General features: G+C 70.6%; 11 protein-coding genes. 2 read left to right on the top strand and 9 right to left on the bottom strand.

Going from position 1 to position 15,567, the window contains the following annotated elements; genetic code table 11:
• Positions 1 to 40: 40 nt before the first annotated feature.
• The 7 genes from RNB18_RS10525 to RNB18_RS10555 form a co-directional block, all read right to left on the bottom strand.
• Positions 41 to 2,992 carry a M14 family metallopeptidase gene (locus tag RNB18_RS10525; RefSeq protein WP_311713852.1) on the bottom strand — a complete coding sequence of 984 codons (2,952 nt, stop codon included), beginning with the start codon at positions 2,990 to 2,992 and terminating at the stop codon, positions 41 to 43.
• A gap of 146 nt (positions 2,993 to 3,138) precedes the next feature.
• Positions 3,139 to 4,128, bottom strand: coding sequence for a DNA-binding protein WhiA (whiA, locus tag RNB18_RS10530; RefSeq protein ID WP_030039584.1), 990 nt, complete (start codon positions 4,126 to 4,128; stop codon positions 3,139 to 3,141).
• Positions 4,119 to 5,186, bottom strand: a complete 1,068-nt coding sequence (locus RNB18_RS10535; protein WP_311713853.1) for a gluconeogenesis factor YvcK family protein — start codon at positions 5,184 to 5,186, stop codon at positions 4,119 to 4,121. Before RNB18_RS10535 ends, whiA begins: the two co-directional genes overlap by 10 nt.
• The gene (gene rapZ, locus RNB18_RS10540; RefSeq protein ID WP_280856866.1) at positions 5,183 to 6,142 is read right to left on the bottom strand and encodes an RNase adapter RapZ; all 960 of its coding nucleotides are present in this window, start codon (positions 6,140 to 6,142) and stop codon (positions 5,183 to 5,185) included. The genes RNB18_RS10535 and rapZ overlap by 4 nt, the downstream gene beginning before the upstream one ends.
• Complete coding sequence (uvrC, locus tag RNB18_RS10545; RefSeq protein WP_311713854.1) at positions 6,139 to 8,193, bottom strand: excinuclease ABC subunit UvrC; 2,055 nt, start codon at positions 8,191 to 8,193, stop codon at positions 6,139 to 6,141. The genes rapZ and uvrC overlap by 4 nt, the downstream gene beginning before the upstream one ends.
• A 122-nt stretch (positions 8,194 to 8,315) precedes the next feature.
• Positions 8,316 to 9,407 (bottom strand): IS630 family transposase, encoded by a 1,092-nt coding sequence (locus RNB18_RS10550; protein ID WP_311713855.1) that lies wholly within the window; start codon positions 9,405 to 9,407, stop codon positions 8,316 to 8,318.
• A gap of 43 nt (positions 9,408 to 9,450) precedes the next feature.
• Positions 9,451 to 10,125: a response regulator transcription factor gene (locus RNB18_RS10555; RefSeq protein WP_311713856.1), complete on the bottom strand. Its 675-nt coding sequence runs from the start codon at positions 10,123 to 10,125 to the stop codon at positions 9,451 to 9,453.
• Positions 10,126 to 10,380: 255 nt separating this feature from the next.
• Between RNB18_RS10555 and RNB18_RS10560 the strand changes: the two genes are divergently transcribed.
• Positions 10,381 to 10,542, top strand: coding sequence for a hypothetical protein (locus RNB18_RS10560; RefSeq protein ID WP_311713857.1), 162 nt, complete (start codon positions 10,381 to 10,383; stop codon positions 10,540 to 10,542).
• A gap of 109 nt (positions 10,543 to 10,651) precedes the next feature.
• Here RNB18_RS10560 and RNB18_RS10565 read toward each other — a convergent pair whose 3' ends face one another.
• Together RNB18_RS10565 and RNB18_RS10570 are read right to left on the bottom strand one after the other, a co-directional pair.
• Positions 10,652 to 13,393, bottom strand: coding sequence for a PAS domain S-box protein (locus tag RNB18_RS10565; RefSeq protein ID WP_311713858.1), 2,742 nt, complete (start codon positions 13,391 to 13,393; stop codon positions 10,652 to 10,654).
• A 194-nt stretch (positions 13,394 to 13,587) separates the two neighbouring features.
• The gene (locus tag RNB18_RS10570; protein ID WP_311713859.1) at positions 13,588 to 14,964 is read right to left on the bottom strand and encodes an ABC transporter substrate-binding protein; all 1,377 of its coding nucleotides are present in this window, start codon (positions 14,962 to 14,964) and stop codon (positions 13,588 to 13,590) included.
• Between the two features lie 207 nt (positions 14,965 to 15,171).
• On the opposite strand from RNB18_RS10570, the gene RNB18_RS10575 reads away from it, so the two are divergent.
• Positions 15,172 to 15,546 (top strand): response regulator, encoded by a 375-nt coding sequence (locus tag RNB18_RS10575; protein WP_311713860.1) that lies wholly within the window; start codon positions 15,172 to 15,174, stop codon positions 15,544 to 15,546.
• The last annotated feature ends 21 nt before the right edge of the window (positions 15,547 to 15,567 follow it).

Consider the following 15,567-nt stretch of genomic DNA (forward strand, 5'->3'; position numbering starts at 1 on the left):
CTCCGGTCACCCGAAATGACTACATCGAGTCACCCGGGGTTCACCCGCCGATGGCCGCGAGTGCCTTGGCGAGAACGGCCTTGCGGTCGGCCGCCGCGGTGACGTGCTCCAGGCCGAAGCCCAGCAGCACGGTGTCGTCCGTGGTGACCGCTCCGTAGGTCTTGAACAGCTCTCCGGCGCGCCCCCAGTCCTTCACGACCGCGGGACTGCCCGCGGGCGGGCCGGGCACGCTCCACGCGCCGAGCGAGGTCTCGAAGCCCTCCGTCTCCACGGCCTGGCCGCCGGCGACGACCGAGGTGTTGTCGACGAGGACGCCGCGACCGCCGGATCCGGGGTCGGTGATGTAGCTGAAGGACACCTCGACCTTCTTGCCCGCGTACGCGGAGAGGTCGAAGGAGACCTCCTGCCAGCCGGCCGAGGCCCCGGTGAGGCTGTTCCACTGGCCGCTGGTGCCGGAGGCCGTGCAGCCGTCGGCGCCCTGCGTCAGATACCGCTTGAGCGCGGGGTGGGCCGCGATGAAGAACCCGGCCTCGCACTCGGCGGGCACGGCATTGGTGGTCGCACCGTTCTTCTCCGGGAGCGTGGTCCAGTCGTCCGCCCCGGCGGTGTGCGCCTCCAGGACGGCGTGGTCGTAGCCCTCCTCGGTGTCCCACAGCATCCGGGTGCGCAGCGTGGGCGCCTGCGCGGCGGTCACCTGGGTGAGGTCGATGGTGCGGGTGAGGCGGTTCCAGGCGTAGTCGCTGTGCGTGACGGCCGCCATGGAGGTGCCCTCGTACGGTCCGTACGGGTTGGGCGTGCCGGGGTACGTGCCCGCTCCGGCGCTCGCGAACTGCGGGAAGGTCGCCGCGGGCAGGTTGTCCGAGGTGACGCTGAAGGATCCGGCCGCGTCCAGCGGGTTGCCGGGTGCGGCCCCGAGGCCCGCGCCGGCTCCGGTCAGTTTGCCGGTGCCCTGGAAGGCCGTGGCGCCCGGTAGGGTCGTACGGGTGTAGGCGCCCAGGTAGTACTGGCTGAAGTCGTTCGACAGGGTGCCGCCGCCCAGGTCGACGTTGCCGCCGGCCCGCTCGCCTGCCTCGACCAGCTTGCCGCCCTCGTTCAGGAAGGCGCGCAACTGGAGCTGGGTGGGGTTGCCCGGGACGGCCGCGCCCGTGTAGTGGACGACGGTCCTGAAGTGGTCCAGCACGCCGAGCGCGTCGGGCGCGCCCTGCGTGGCGACGTTCCAGACGATCGCCCGGCGGCCGGCCGCCTTGAGGGCGTCCACGTAGGTCTGCGCCTGTGTGGCGGTCGCGCCCTCCTCGGCGACCACGAGCACGTCCGCGCGCGGCCGCTCGGCCACCGTGTAGGTGAAGTGCGCGCTGGAGCCGGTCTTTCCGCTCTTCGTCCGGCCGGTGAACCAGACCTCGACCCTGTCGCCCGGATTGCCGTCGGCGACCTTGGCGCGGTACTCGTCGAAGTAGAGGTTGTCCTCACCGCCGTACGTCTCGCCGCCCTTCCAGGCCTTGAGCGCCGTGTCCTTCGTACGGCCGCCGTTGACGCGGTACTTGAGCTCCTTGTCGCGCACGGACCTGCGTACGACGACGGAGACCTCCTGGTCCGCACCGCGCGAGTAGGACGTGGTGAACGGCTTCGGGGTGAAGTCGGGGGCCTTCAGACCGAGCGAGGACTTCGGCTGGTCGGGCGTGGCCGCGGACTCGGCGACGGAGAGCGCGAACGGGATGTTCTTCTCGAACTCCTGCTGGATGAGCTTCTCGTCGTCCGGGAAGTTGAAGACCGACTGGCAGTCCGCCGCGTTCCACTGGTCGTTCGGGTCGAGGTCCGAGGCGGTCTGGCAGGTCGACATCTCGGGGGTGTACATCGCCAGGCCGTTGACGTTCGACGCGTGGCCGTCCGCCTCGCCGTTGGTGGTGTACAGCTCCGAGGAGACCTGCGGACGGTAGCCGGGGATCGCGGAGTTGTCCGGGGTGCCGGCGAGCGCCTTGTACATGATGTCGTCGGGCGTGTCGGTGGCCACCTGCCAGCCGACGCCGTAGAGGAGGAGTTCGGCGGCGGAGTGGTAGTTGATCCCGTACGTGAAGCCGATCCGCTTCTCGAAGGCGTCCAGCGCCTTGGTCTCGGGCTCCGAGGAGGGGGACGTGCCGCGGTAGGTCTCACTGGTGGGGTTGGGGGACGAACCCTCGTTGTCGTAGCCCCACTTGTAGGAGAAGTTGCGGTTGAGGTCGACGCCGTCGCCTACGCCGACGGTGCCGTCGCCGTTGTTGTCGTGCAGGTTCTTGCGCCATAGGCGGTTGTCGTCGCTCTGGAAGGTGTAGTCGTAGCCGTCGGGGTTGGCCGACAGGACGAACCACAGCTCGGTGGAGTCGACGATCTTCTTGACGCGCTTGTCGCTCTTGTAGTTGTCGACGTAGTGGTGGAGCAGCCGGCGGGTCATCTCCGGCGTGATCCACTCGCGCGCGTGCTGGTTGGACATGTAGAGGACGGAGGGTTTGGCGCCGTCCTTGGACTTCTTCGCGTTCTTGGTCAGTTTGAGCGCGAGGATGTCCTTGCCGTTCACGGTCTTGCCGATGGAGACGACCTTGGTGAGGCCGGGGTTGGCCCGGGCGGTCGCGAGGATCTCCTCCTGGAGGCCGCCGCTTCCGCTGTACGGCCGGAAAACACCCTCGGCGGCCTTGTCCACGCGGGCCTCGGCCTTGGCGGTCAGGGTGTGCTCGGTGAGCTCGACGCCCTGCCCTTCGAGCTTCTGGGCCTCCTGGTCGGTGAGGTAGACCTCGACGGTCGCGGTGCCCTTGGCGGGCACCTGCTCGCTCAGTTCGTGGCCGTCCTGCCCGGCCGCCAGCAGCAGGGGTACCTGCCCGCTGGTCACCTCGGCGCGGAAGACCTTGACTTCGTTCGGATCAGGAGAACTGGCGCTCTGCGCGGCCTGGGCGACGGGCGCGAGGCCCGCGCCGCCGAGCAGGAGCGCGCCAACGGCGAGGATCGGTCTCGCTCTTCGTCTCATGAGCCCCCCTTGCGGTGGTCCGCCACAGCAGCGAACAGATGCCAGGCTCATGACAGTTGATGATCCAGTCAAGGGCGCCTCGCGAATACGCAAACGCCGGTGCCGACGTCCCAAGTGGGCGTCGGCACCGGCGTGGTGAGTGACGGTCAGCCGACCAGGTTGTCGGCCATCTCCTCGGTGATGCTGGACTCCGTGCCCGGGATACCGAGGTCCTGGGCCCGCTTGTCGGCCATCGCCAGCAGGCGGCGGATACGGCCGGCCACGGCGTCCTTGGTCAGCGGCGGGTCCGCGAGCGCGCCCAGCTCCTCCAGGGAGGCCTGCTTGTGGTCCATGCGCAGCCGCCCGGCGGCGGCGAGGTGCTCGGGCACGTCGTCGGCGAGGATCTCCAGGGCCCGCTGGACCCGGGCACCGGCCGCCACGGCCGCGCGCGCGGAGCGGCGGAGGTTGGCGTCGTCGAAGTTGGCGAGCCGGTTCGCCGTGGCCCGCACCTCGCGGCGCATCCGGCGCTCCTCCCAGGCGAGCACCGACTCGTGGGCGCCCAGCCGGGTGAGCAGGGCACCGATCGCGTCACCGTCCCGGACGACCACGCGATCCACTCCGCGGACCTCGCGGGCCTTGGCGGCGATCGAGAGGCGGCGGGCGGCGCCGACCAGGGCGAGCGCGGCCTCGGGGCCCGGGCAGGTCACCTCCAGGGAGGAGGAGCGGCCGGGCTCGGTGAGCGAGCCGTGCGCCAGGAAGGCACCGCGCCAAGCGGCCTCGGCGTCGCAGGTGGCCCCCGAGACCACCTGCGGCGGCAGCCCCCGGATCGGCCGGCCCCGGCCGTCGACCAGGCCCGTCTGGCGGGCCAGCTGGTCACCGCCGGCGACGACCCGGACGACGTAACGCGAACCGCGGCGCAGTCCGCCCGGTGCCATCACGATCAGTTCGGAGCTGTGGCCGAAGATCTCCAGGATGTCCCGCTTGAGCCGGCGGGCCGCCATCGCGGTGTCCAGCTCCGCCTCGATCACAATGCGCCCGCTCACCAGGTGGAGGCCGCCGGCGAACCGCAGAATGGCGGAGACCTCCGCCTTTCTGCAGCAGGTCCGGGTGACGGGAAGCCGGGAGATCTCGTCCTTCACCGCTGCCGTCATCGCCATGGGCCGATCCTTCCATGCATCCGAAAAATACGGTCGTACGCGGCGGCCAACAGCTCCGGGTCGTGCCTCGGGGTCCCGTCGGGCCGGGCCACCGGCGCCAGCTCGACCGCGGCGCCGAACCGCTTGGCGGCGTCGGTCAGGGAATCGCGGTCGGGCACGGCGGCCTGGTCGGCCAGCACCACGTCCAGGGCGAGTTTAGGGGCGTGTCGTCCCAAAACCTCCAAATGACGCTGCGGTGAGAAGCCATCGGTTTCTCCCGGCTGCGGTGCGAGGTTCAGGGAGAGTACCCGGCGCGCCTTCGTCTGGGTGAGGGCGTCCAAAAGTTCGGGCACCAGCAGATGCGGGATGACCGAGGAGAACCACGAGCCGGGCCCGAGGACCACCCAGTCCGCGTCCCGGACCGCCTCCACCGCCTCGGGGACGGCGGGCGGGTCGTGCGGCACGACGTGCACCGACTGCACCTCACCCGGGGTCAGAGCCACGGTCGCCTGTCCGCGTACGGTCTCCACGTCCTCGGGCCGGTCCGGGTCGTGCCCCTTGACCAGGGCCTGGAGCTCCAGGGGTACGGCGGACATGGGCAGCACGCGCCCGTGCGCGCCGAGGAGTCTGCCGACCAGGTCGAGGGCCTGGACATGGTCGCCGAGCTGCTCCCACAGGGCGACGATGAGCAGGTTGCCGACCGCGTGTTCGTGCAGGTCGCCCTTGGACTGGAAGCGGTGCTGGATGACCCGGGCCCAGGTCTGGCCCCAGTCGTCGTCGCCGCACAGCGCGGCCAGCGCCTTGCGCAGGTCGCCGGGGGGCAGGACGCCCAGCTCGTCACGCAGGCGCCCGCTGGAGCCGCCGTCGTCGGCCACGGTGACGACGGCGGTGAGGTCGCCGGTGATCCGGCGCAGTGCGGCGAGCGAGGCGGACAGGCCCATGCCACCGCCGAGCGCGACCACCTTGGGCTGGGCGCCGCGCCGGCGGGGTCTCGCACCCCGGGCCTCGACGGGCCGGGTCGCGCGCGCTTCGGGGACGACCCTGCGCAGCCTGCTCAGCCGCGGACTACGTGCGGTCATTCCCGTCCCATGTCCCGGTGTACGACCACCGTCTCCACACCCTCGGCCGCGAGGCGCGCGGCGAGCTTCTCCGACGTGGCGACCGAGCGGTGCTTGCCGCCGGTGCAGCCGATGGCGATGGTCACGTACCGCTTGCCCTCGCGGCGGTAGCCGGCCGCGATGAGGCGCAGCAGCTCGGCGTAGCGGTCGAGGAACTCCTTGGCGCCGGGCTGGTTGAAGACGTACGCCGACACCTCCTCGTTGAGGCCGGTGAAGGGGCGCAGCTCCGGGACCCAGTGCGGGTTGGGCAGGAACCGCATGTCCGCGACCAGGTCGGCGTCGACCGGGAGGCCGTACTTGAAGCCGAAGGACATGACGGTGGCCCTGAGCTCGGGCTCCTCCTCGCCGGCGAACTGGGCGTCCATCTTGGCGCGCAGCTCGTGCACGTTGAGGCTGGAGGTGTCGATGACCAGGTCGGCGTCGCCGCGCAACTCGCGCAGGAGCTCGCGCTCGGCGTCGATGCCGTCGACGATGCGGCCGTCGCCCTGGAGGGGGTGCGGGCGGCGCACGGACTCGAAGCGGCGCACCAGGGCCTCGTCGGAGGACTCCAGGAAGACGATCCGCCGGGTGACGTGCTTGGACGCCAGGTCGGCGAGGGACTCGCGGAGGTTGTCGAAGAAGCGGCGGCCGCGGACGTCGACGACCACGGCGATCCGCGCGACATTGCCCTGGGAGCGGGCGCCGAGCTCCACCATGGTGGGGATCAGCGCGGGCGGGAGGTTGTCGACGACGAACCAGCCGAGGTCCTCCAGACACTTCGCGGCGGTCGAGCGCCCGGCGCCGGACATCCCGGAGATGATCACCAGCTCGGGGATGGCCGCCTCCGGGACTCCGGCAGCGTCGGCGGGTGCGCCCGTACTCACCTGTGCGTCTTCTCCGCCCTGGTCCTGTTGTTCTTCGTGCTCGTTCACATTCATGTCTCCTGCCCCCGTCGTTCGTCCGGGGCACCCGCCGTCACGGGTTCCCCACCGGAACCCGTGGTGCCGGGTTCCTCCTCATCCATGATCTCTCCAGTCGCCGTGTTCACGGCGGGCGCGGCCGGGGCCGCCTGGGCGAGGGCCACGGCGATCGTCTCGGCCGTCTTGCGGCCTATGCCGGGGACCTCGCAGATCTGGTCGATGGTGGCGGATCGTAGTTTCTTCAAGGACCCGAAATGTTTCAGCAGGGTCTGCTTGCGCGTGTCCCCAAGGCCGGGGACGTCGTCGAGCGGGCTCGACCGGAAGCGCTGGGCCCGCTTGGTGCGCTGGTAGGTGATCGCGAAGCGGTGGGCCTCGTCACGGACCCGCTGCAGAAGGTACAGGCCTTCGCTGGTGCGGGGCAGCACGACCGGATCGTCATCGCCCGGCAGCCAGACCTCCTCCAGGCGCTTGGCGAGGCCGCAGACGGCGATGTCGTCGATGCCGAGCTCGTCCAGGGCCTTCTTGGCGGCGGCGACCTGGGGCTGTCCGCCGTCGACGACGACGAGCTGGGGCGGGTACGCGAACTTCTTCGGGCGGCCGTCGTCGTCCTTGAGGCCGTTCTCGGGGGTGCCCTCCTCGGGAAGGTCGTCCACCCACTCGCCCGTCTTCTCCTTCTCGGCGAGGTAGCGCCGGAACCGGCGGGAGATCACCTCGTGCATGGACCGGACGTCGTCCTGGCCGGCGAAGCCCTTGATCTGGAAGCGGCGGTACTCGCTCTTGCGCTGGAGTCCGTCCTCGAAGACGACCATGGACGCGACCACGTCGTCGCCCTGGAGGTGGGAGATGTCGTAGCACTCGATCCGCAGCGGCGCGCTGTCCAGGTCGAGGGCCTCGGCGATCTCCTCCAGGGCACGCGAGCGCGTGGTCAGGTCGGAGGCGCGCTTGGTCTTGTGGAGGACGAGTGCCTGCTGGGCGTTGCGCTGCACGGTCTCCATGAGGGCCTTCTTGTCGCCGCGCTGCGGGATGCGCAGGGAGACTCCCGAGCCGCGGCGCTCGGTCAGCCATTCCTGGACCGGCTCGACCGGGTCGGGCAGGGCCGGGACGAGGACCTCCTTGGGGACGGAGTCCCCCTTCTCCTCGCCGTAGAGCTGCTGGAGGGCGTGCTCGACGAGGGCGCCGGTGGTGATCTCCTCGACCTTGTCGGTGACCCAGCCGCGCTGGCCCCGGACGCGTCCGCCGCGCACGTGGAAGATCTGGACGGCGGCCTCCAGCTCGTCCTCGGCGACCGCGATCAGGTCGGCGTCGGTCGCGTCGGCGAGCACGACCGCGCTCTTCTCCATGGCCTTCTTCAGGGCCCCGATGTCGTCGCGCAGGCGGGCCGCCCGCTCGTACTCCATCTCCTCGGCCGCGTCCGTCATCTGCTGCTCGAGACGGCGGATGTAGGTGCCGGTGCGGCCGGCCATGAAGTCGCAGAAGTCCTCGGCCAGGTCGCGGTGTTCGTCGGCGGAGACGCGGTCGACGCAGGGCGCCGAGCACTTGCCGATGTACCCGAGGAGGCAGGGGCGGCCGGTGCGGGCGGCGTTCTTGAAGACGCCGGCGGAGCAGGTGCGGACCGGGAAGACGCGCAGGAGGAGGTCGACGGTGTCGCGGATCGCCCACGCGTGCCCGTACGGCCCGAAGTACCTGACGCCCTTGCGTTTCTGGCCGCGCATCACCTGCACGCGCGGGAATTCCTCGTTCATCGTCACCGCGAGGTAGGGGTAGCTCTTGTCGTCGCGGTACTTGACGTTGAACCGGGGGTCGAACTCCTTGATCCAGGAGTACTCCAGCTGGAGGGCCTCGACCTCCGTGGACACCACCGTCCACTCCACGGACGCGGCCGTGGTCACCATCGTGCGGGTGCGGGGGTGCAGGCTCGCCAGGTCCTGGAAGTAGTTCGCCAGGCGCTGACGCAGGCTTTTCGCCTTTCCGACGTAGATCACCCGGCGGTGCTCGTCGCGGAACCTGTACACCCCGGGAGAGTCCGGGATCTCCCCGGGTTTGGGGCGGTAGCTGGAGGGGTCGGCCATGTCTCACACCCTACTGGCGAGGGCTGACAGTCCGGCGAGCCTGTGGACAACGGCCAAGGTCTGTCGGGCGGATCTTGTGCGGAACCCGACGGAGGCGGCCGGGGCTGTCCGCCGGACAGGTCCTAGTCTTCTGAGTCAGGAATTCTGTTCAGATAGCTGGCGAGGCGTTCGAGGATCTCGTCTGCGGTCTTCGTCCAGACGTAGGGCTTGGGGTCGGTGTTCCATGCGGCGATCCAGGCCCGGATGTCCTTCTCCAGCGCCTGGACTGTCTTGTGGACGCCTCGTCGTATCTGCTTGTTCGTCAGCTCGGCGAACCATCGCTCGACCAGGTTGAGCCAGGACGACCCGGTCGGGGTGAAGTGCAGGTGGAAGCGGGGGTGGGCCAGCAGCCACGTCTTGATCGCCGGGGTCTTGTGGGTGGCGTAGTTGTCCAGCACCAGATGGACGTCCAACCCTGCCGGGATCTCCTGGTCGAGCTTGATCAGGAACTTCTTGAACTCCTCGGCGCGGTGCCGGCGGTGAAGGGAGCCGATCACGTTGCCGGTGGCCACCTCCAGCGCGGCGAACAGCGTGGTGGTGCCCGCTCGGACGTAGTCGTGGGTGATGCGCTGGGGAACTCCGGGCATCATCGGCAGCACCGGCTGAGAGCGATCCAGGGCCTGGATCTGCGACTTCTCGTCCACGCAGAACACCAGCGCCCGCTCGGGCGGATCCAGATACAAACCGACCACGTCGTGGACCTTGTCGACGAAGTACGGGTCCGTCGACAGCTTGAACGTCTCCGAGCGGTGCGGCTGCAGGCCGAACGCCCGCCAGATCCGCGACACGGTCGACTGCGAGAGCCCCAACTCCTTGGCCATCGCCCTCGTCGACCAGTGCGTGGCGTTCCTCGGCGTGGTCTCCAGCGTCCTTTTGACCACCGCTTCGACCTGATCATCAGTGACCGTCCTGGGGCCGCCCGAACGGGGCATGTCACCCAGCCCGGCGATCCGGTGCTCGACGAACCGCAACCGCCACCGCCCCACCGCATGCGCTGTCGAACCGAGCTGAGCAGCAACGTCCTTGTTCGACGCGCCGGTGGCACAGGCCAGGATGATCCGGCACCGCAAGGCCCATGCTTGCGGCGTCGAACGGCGCCGCACCCATCCCTCCAGCGCAGCCCGTTCTTCATCCGACAGCGTCAACTCGGCCTTCGGCCGCCCAGTCCGTGCCACCCAGCAAGCCTACACATCTGAACAGAATTCCTGACTCAGAAGACTAGCGGGACTCCAGGAATGTCAGCACGGCCAGCACCCGGCGGTGGTCGTCGGTGTCCTCCGTGAGGGCGAGTTTGCCGAGGATGCTGCGGACGTGTTTCTCGACGGTGCCCTCGGTGACCCACAGGCGGCGGCCGATGCCGGCGTTGGAGCGGCCCTCGGCCATCAGGGCGAGGACCTCGCGCTCGCGGGCGCTGAGACGGGCGAGCGGGTCGTCGCGGCGTTGGGCGGAGAACAGCTCCTGCACCAGGGAGGGGTCGACCACCGAGCCGCCCCGGTGGATGCGCTCCAGGGCCTCGATGAACTCGTCGACGACCGTGACCCGGCTCTTGAGGAGGTAGCCGACCTTGCGCCCGCTCGCCAGCAGTTCCAGCGCTTCCTCGACCTCGACGAACGCGGACAGGACGAGGATGCCGGTGTCGGGGTGGCGCTCACGGATGGTGCGGGCGGCCTTGAGACCTTCGGTCGAGTGGTCCGGAGGCATCCTTATGTCGACGATCGCCAGTTCGGGGCGTTCCTCGTCGACCAGTTCCAGGAGCCGCACCGCGTCACCGGCCTGGCCCGCGACCTGGAATCCGACGCGCTCGCACAGGCTGGCGAGACCCTCCCTGAGCAGGATGTCGTCGTCGGCGAGGACGACCCGTCCCCGTGCCGGCTGCTGTGCTGCGTCGTCCATGACCCCGGTCCCCCTCGCCAGGCCTGTGCGGTGCGTCGTCCAAGGTCGGAGCTCCCCCCGGACCCGCCCGCTGCCCGCTGCCCGCGCCCAACAGCCTGCCCCACCCTTGGGTTTACGGCTAGCCGGAAGCGGAATTGGAGGCCTGCCGTGACGACATCAGGACGTGTCCGGGCGATTCTCGAACCAGTGCAGATGCAGTCCGACCGGCCGTCCCGGGCGAGGGACGGAAGGTCGCACGGCCGAAGGGTGCGGGACATGCGGCGGACACGGATCGAGAAACAGCGGCGGCCGGTCCGCGCCCGTCGGTACCCGGACGAGACGTACGGCACGGTCGACGTCCTGGATCCGAGGGACCCGGACATCGTGCGTGCCAAGCGCCTGCGGACCGCACAGAACGGCGGAACCCACCGCCTCTAGAGCCGGACGGATGCCTCTTCCGTCCGACAGGACCGCCCGGAGCGTACGCGATGTCACCCAGTTCAGGTTCCCCCACCTGGACGAACTCCCCGGCGTGCGCCTCGGGCGGTCACCGGTCCGGCGAGGGCCCGCCCAGGGGCAGCCGCACGTCCATGGTCGTGCCCTCGCCGGGCGGGCTGCTGACCGCCAGCTTGCCGCCGATCGCCTCGACCCGGTCGATGAGACCGATCAGCCCGGAACCGCGTCCCGGCTCGGCGCCGCCGGCGCCGTCGTCGCGGATGGTCAGCTCCAGGACGCCGTCCCGGATCTCCGCCGAGACCTCCACCACGCGCGCGTGCGCGTGTTTCGCCGCGTTGGTGAGGCATTCGGAGGTCACGTAGTAGGCGGCCACCTCCAGTTGTTCCGGCAGCCGGGCCGGGGGCAGCTTCAGGTCGAGCTCGACGGGGACGGCGGAGCGGCGGGCCAGGGAGCGCAGGGCGGGACCCAGGCCGCCTTTGGAGAGGATGGCCGGGTGGATGCCCCGGGCCACCTGGAGCAGGTCCTGGAAGGCGTCGTCGAGCCCCTTGCCGACATGTACCAGCTGTTCGGCGAGCTCCGAGGACCGGTCGGTCACCAGGGTCTCGGCGAGCCGCAGATCCAGCTGGAGGGCGACGAGCCGCTGCTGGACCCCGTCGTGCAGATCGCGCTCGATGCGCCGCCGGGAGGCGTCCGCCGCGGCCACCACACGCGCGCGTGAGGCGGTCAGCTGGTCGCGGCTGTCGGCGTTGGCGATGGCGGTGGCGACGAGTTCGGTGAAGTCGGCCAGCCGCGACTCGGTGCCCACCGGCAGCACCTCCAGGGGAGAGGCCGCGACGACGAAGCCCCACAGCCGGTCGTCGACGACGATGGGCGCGCCCACGGCGTGGCCGACGTGGGCGGCGCGCCGGGTCCTGGTGACCGCGTCGATCGCCTCGTACCCCGCCTCGCTGCGCTCCTTGCGCGTCGCCTCCTCGAGTTCTTCCGGGATGCCGAGCACGGTCCCGAGGACCGTCTGGCTGCCGTCGGGCTCCTGGCGCAGCACGGCCGCGGTGGTGTCCAGCAGGTCCCCCACCTCCTCGGCCACCCTCGCGAACACCTCGGACGGCGGGGCGCCGTGGGCCACCAGGGTGGCGACCCGGCGCAGGGCGGCCTGTTCCCGGGCGGTGCGGCGGCTCTCGGTGACGTCGCGGGCGGTGGCGTAGATGAGGCCCTGTTCCAGGACCGGCCGGGCGCTCCACTGCAGCCAGCACTCGGTGCCGTCCGCGCGCAGGTAGCGGTTCTCGAACTCGGCCACCTCGACGCCGCCGGCCAGCCGCGCGAGGGCCGCACGGGTGGTGTCCCGGTCCTCCTCGTGCACGAACTCGATGAACGGCATCGACAGGATCGTCTCGCGCGGGTGGCCCAGGATGCGCTCGAAGGCCGGGTTGACCCGCTTGAAGTAGCCGTCGGTCCCGCTGATGCAGAGCAGGTCCAGCGAGAGGTTGAAGATGCTCGCCAGTTCCTGCTCGGCCTCCTCGCGCCGCCCGTGCGCCGCCGCGAAGGAGGACATGGTGCTGTTCATTCCGCCCAGCAGCTGGCTCCATGTGCCCTCGAAGGAGGCCTCGTCGGCGCGGTGTTCGAGGCGGTTGTGGTCGATCGCCGTGTTCATGGCGCGGATCTCGGCGGCCAGCCGCTCGGTGGTCACACGCAGTTCGCGGAAGGTGTCGGCGACATCACCCAGTTCGTCGCGGCCCGCGTACCGGATGTCGTACGAGAGATCGCCGTACGACAGTGCCCGGGCGCCCGCGGCGACCTGGCCCAGGGGCCGGGTGATCGACCGGCTGAGCGCGAGCGCGAGGAAGGTGACGAGGGCGAGCACGGCCAGGGAGGCGGTGAGGTCGCGCACCACGCGCACCTCGGCCTCGCGGCGGTCGTGGCCGGCCGTGGCGTCGAGTGCGCCGGCGGCCCGGTCCTGTATGCCGCGCAGGGAGTCGATGCGGGCCCCGGAGTCGGCGAGCCAGCGCTCGTACGAGGGCCAGGCGGCGGTCTCCGGGCGGGCGGTGGCGAGCAGGTCGCGAACCCTGCGGACGGCTCGGCCGGGGTCCCTGAACTGGATGACGTACAGCTGGGTCCGCAGTTCGGCCGAGGTGTTCTCCCGGAAGGCGTCCAGCTGGGCCGTCTCGAGCGCGGGCCAGCGTCCGGCGCCGGTGGGTCGGCCCGCGGAACCGGCGAGCAGGGCGGCGACCTCCACCTGTTCCCGGTCGGCGGCCTCGATGGCCCGCAGGAGCGCGATGTGGGCGTCGGCTGCGCGGCCCGAGGCCCGGGTGGGGCGGCCGGCTTCGAGCGCGGTGACGTCGTGGAGCAGGGTGGTCTCGACGTTGCCGTACTGCTCGGCGATGTCGGGGGCGGTGAGTGAGCCGGTGGTGATCTGGACGCGCAGGGAGTGCAGTTGACGGCCGAGGGCGTCGAGGTCGCCGGCGATGTCGGATCCGGACCACGAGGCGGCGCGGGTCACGGCGCGCTCCAGGACCCGGTCGGTGGCGCGTTCGGCCCCGGTCCGCTCCGCCGGCGTGTCCGTTCCGGGGCGCAGCCGGGCCTTGACGGCGGCGAGCCGCTCTCCTGCGACGGCATCGGTGACCTCGGCCGTCGCGAACGACACCTCGGTGCCGGTGTGGAAGTCGCGCAGGGTCCGTGCTTCCCGCCACTGGGCCACGGAGCTGAAGGCGGTGAAAGCGAGCAGCCCGGTCACCGGCAGCAGGACCAGCAGCATCAGCTTCCGGCCGACGCGCAGCCGGGCGAGCAGCGGGACGCGGTGCGGGACCCCGGAGCTTCGTCTGAGCGGTGAGCGGCGCATGACAGGGCCTCAGGTACCGACGCTTCCGTGCATGGTGCCGTTGGGTTCCGTCATGCGAAACACCCCTCTGTGGAGGGCGCTTTCACACGCCCGTGCAGGGCGTGGTCGGTCGTGGCCCAGCCTCATCAGCATGCCCGCGAACTCCGCTGCCGTCCATGCGTCCCGTGAGCCACGCGACCGGGCACGTCGACGGCTCACGGTCCGTCCTTCGGGTAACCGTCGTGGGCGGCGAGGTCCTTGTCGATGGCCTCGACCGCCTCGTCGAGCGTGGCCTTCACCGGAGCCCTGTCGATCATGATCTTCGGGAAGGCCCGGGAGAACGCCTCGGTGATCGCCGGGTAGGCGGGTGTGCGCGGCCTCGGCCGGGCCACGCCGTCCGTCAGCTGCTCGATGAACAGGCGCTCGGCACCGCCCTCGGCGTACTCGGGCGAGAGCTTCACCGCGCTGTGCGTGGCCGGGATCGCGCCGTTGGCCACGCTCATCCGGTGGATCTGGTCCGGATTCAGCAGATAGGCGAGGAAGCGCCACACGGCGTCGCCGTCGGCGTCGCCCGAGGTCACGCCCCACTGCCAGGAGCCCATTCCGGTCACGGTGCCCTCGCCGAAGTCGGGCAGCGGCACGATCGCCAGGTCACCGGGGAACTTCCTGGTGTAGTCCGGATACCACCAGTGGCCTGTCCAGGAGATGACACTGCGCTCCTGGACGAAGGCCTGTTCGCTCCTGCCGGGCTCGACGAGCCCCTCCCGCACCCAGTTCTGCAAGGTGGTGAGCGCCTCGACCGACTCGGGTCCGTTCAGGAAGCCGTCGGCGGTCCGGAACGTCCTGGGGTCGATGAGATCCCCGCCCGCCGACCACACCACGGGCGCGAAGCCGTAGGTGTTCCACTCCTCGCCGGGTTTCGCGTCGGCGAGGCCCATGTCGAGCGGGTACCGGTACCCCGCCTTGCGCAGGGTGCGCAGGATGTCCGTGAACTCGCGGGCGGTCCAGGCGTCCTCGGTGCCCCGGGGAACACGGATGCCGGCCTTCTTCAGCACCGACGGCCGCACATAGAGCCCGAGCCCGGAGTCGAAGGTGCCGATCCCGTACAACCTGCCCGCGTAGGTGCCCTGTTGGCGGATCGAGGGCAACAGGTCCTTCCGAAGGCCGTCGGACAGGCAGGAGTCGATCGGCTTGATCCTGCCGGACCAGGCATGGCTGTAGAGCCGGGGTCCGTCGAAATCGAGCAGGTCCGGCAGGTCGCCGCTGGCCGCGGCGGAGAGCACCAGTTCGTTGTACGGCCGCTGCTCGGGCAGTGTGACGACCTCGACCCGCACCTCCCGCTGCGCCCTGTTGAAGTCCTGGACCTGGCGGCGCAGCGTGTTGTACTCGGCGCTCGGCCCCGCGTGGAACCACACGGTGACCTGCGCGGTGCCGTCGATCCTGCCGTCGCAGGTGGAGTCGGTGCGGGTCCGCTCGCCTCTGTCGCCTCCCCCGCCACCGCACGCGGCGAGCAGCAGCGCGGCTGCCACCAGCCCCGCGGCCAGGGCGCGACGCCCACGGCCTCTTCCGACGTCTCCGAGCGGCGCTTTCATCGCACACCCCCACTCGACCGGACTCGCACGGCCTCCCCAGGGCAGCCCACATGCTACCGCCCGTGACCTCCGGCTGCGCTGGGTGAGCGGGAACTGACGTATTCGGCACAGGACTTGAGCACATTCCAGGTGCCGGGAAGCAATCCGTCCCGACTCTTTCCGGGTAGCCGGAAAGCGCGATCCCCGGACGGTTGGGACCCTGTGCGCATGTCCATGCGCTGTCTTCTCGTCGATGACAGCATCCGGTTCCTGGAGGCCGCGCGAAGTCTGCTGGAACGCGACGGGATACCTGTCGTCGGCGTCGCACTGTCGGGTACCGAGGCTCTCGCACGGGCCGCGGAGCTGACCCCTGACGTCGTCCTGGTCGATCTCGACCTCGGTGGCGAGAGCGGGTTCGACGTGGCGGTGGAGCTGGCCCGCAGTGTCTCCTGCGTCATCATCCTGATCTCCACGCACGCGCTGGACGACGTCCAGGAGCTGGTCGCCGGCAGTCCGGCGCGCGGCTTTCTGCCCAAGTCGGCGCTGTCGGCGCGGGCGATCAGGGAGTTGCTGGGCGGCGACGGGGAGGCCCCGCCCGCCTGAAACGGAGGGGCCACCATCCGG

This window comes from Streptomyces doebereineriae (genome assembly GCF_031845645.1).
Taxonomy (GTDB): Bacteria; Actinomycetota; Actinomycetes; order Streptomycetales; family Streptomycetaceae; genus Streptomyces; species Streptomyces canus.

What these genes read in the sequence shown, in the direction of transcription:
- RNB18_RS10525 (WP_311713852.1), bottom strand. Translation starts at nt 2,992, where the DNA reads ATGAGACGAAGAGCGAGACCGATCCTCGCCGTTGGCGCGCTCCTGCTC.
- whiA (WP_030039584.1), bottom strand. Translation starts at nt 4,128, where the DNA reads ATGGCGATGACGGCAGCGGTGAAGGACGAGATCTCCCGGCTTCCCGTC.
- RNB18_RS10535 (WP_311713853.1), bottom strand. Translation starts at nt 5,186, where the DNA reads ATGACCGCACGTAGTCCGCGGCTGAGCAGGCTGCGCAGGGTCGTCCCC.
- rapZ (WP_280856866.1), bottom strand. Translation starts at nt 6,142, where the DNA reads ATGAATGTGAACGAGCACGAAGAACAACAGGACCAGGGCGGAGAAGAC.
- uvrC (WP_311713854.1), bottom strand. Translation starts at nt 8,193, where the DNA reads ATGGCCGACCCCTCCAGCTACCGCCCCAAACCCGGGGAGATCCCGGAC.
- RNB18_RS10555 (WP_311713856.1), bottom strand. Translation starts at nt 10,125, where the DNA reads ATGGACGACGCAGCACAGCAGCCGGCACGGGGACGGGTCGTCCTCGCC.
- RNB18_RS10560 (WP_311713857.1), top strand. Translation starts at nt 10,381, where the DNA reads ATGCGGCGGACACGGATCGAGAAACAGCGGCGGCCGGTCCGCGCCCGT.
- RNB18_RS10565 (WP_311713858.1), bottom strand. Translation starts at nt 13,393, where the DNA reads ATGCGCCGCTCACCGCTCAGACGAAGCTCCGGGGTCCCGCACCGCGTC.
- RNB18_RS10570 (WP_311713859.1), bottom strand. Translation starts at nt 14,964, where the DNA reads ATGAAAGCGCCGCTCGGAGACGTCGGAAGAGGCCGTGGGCGTCGCGCC.
- RNB18_RS10575 (WP_311713860.1), top strand. Translation starts at nt 15,172, where the DNA reads ATGTCCATGCGCTGTCTTCTCGTCGATGACAGCATCCGGTTCCTGGAG.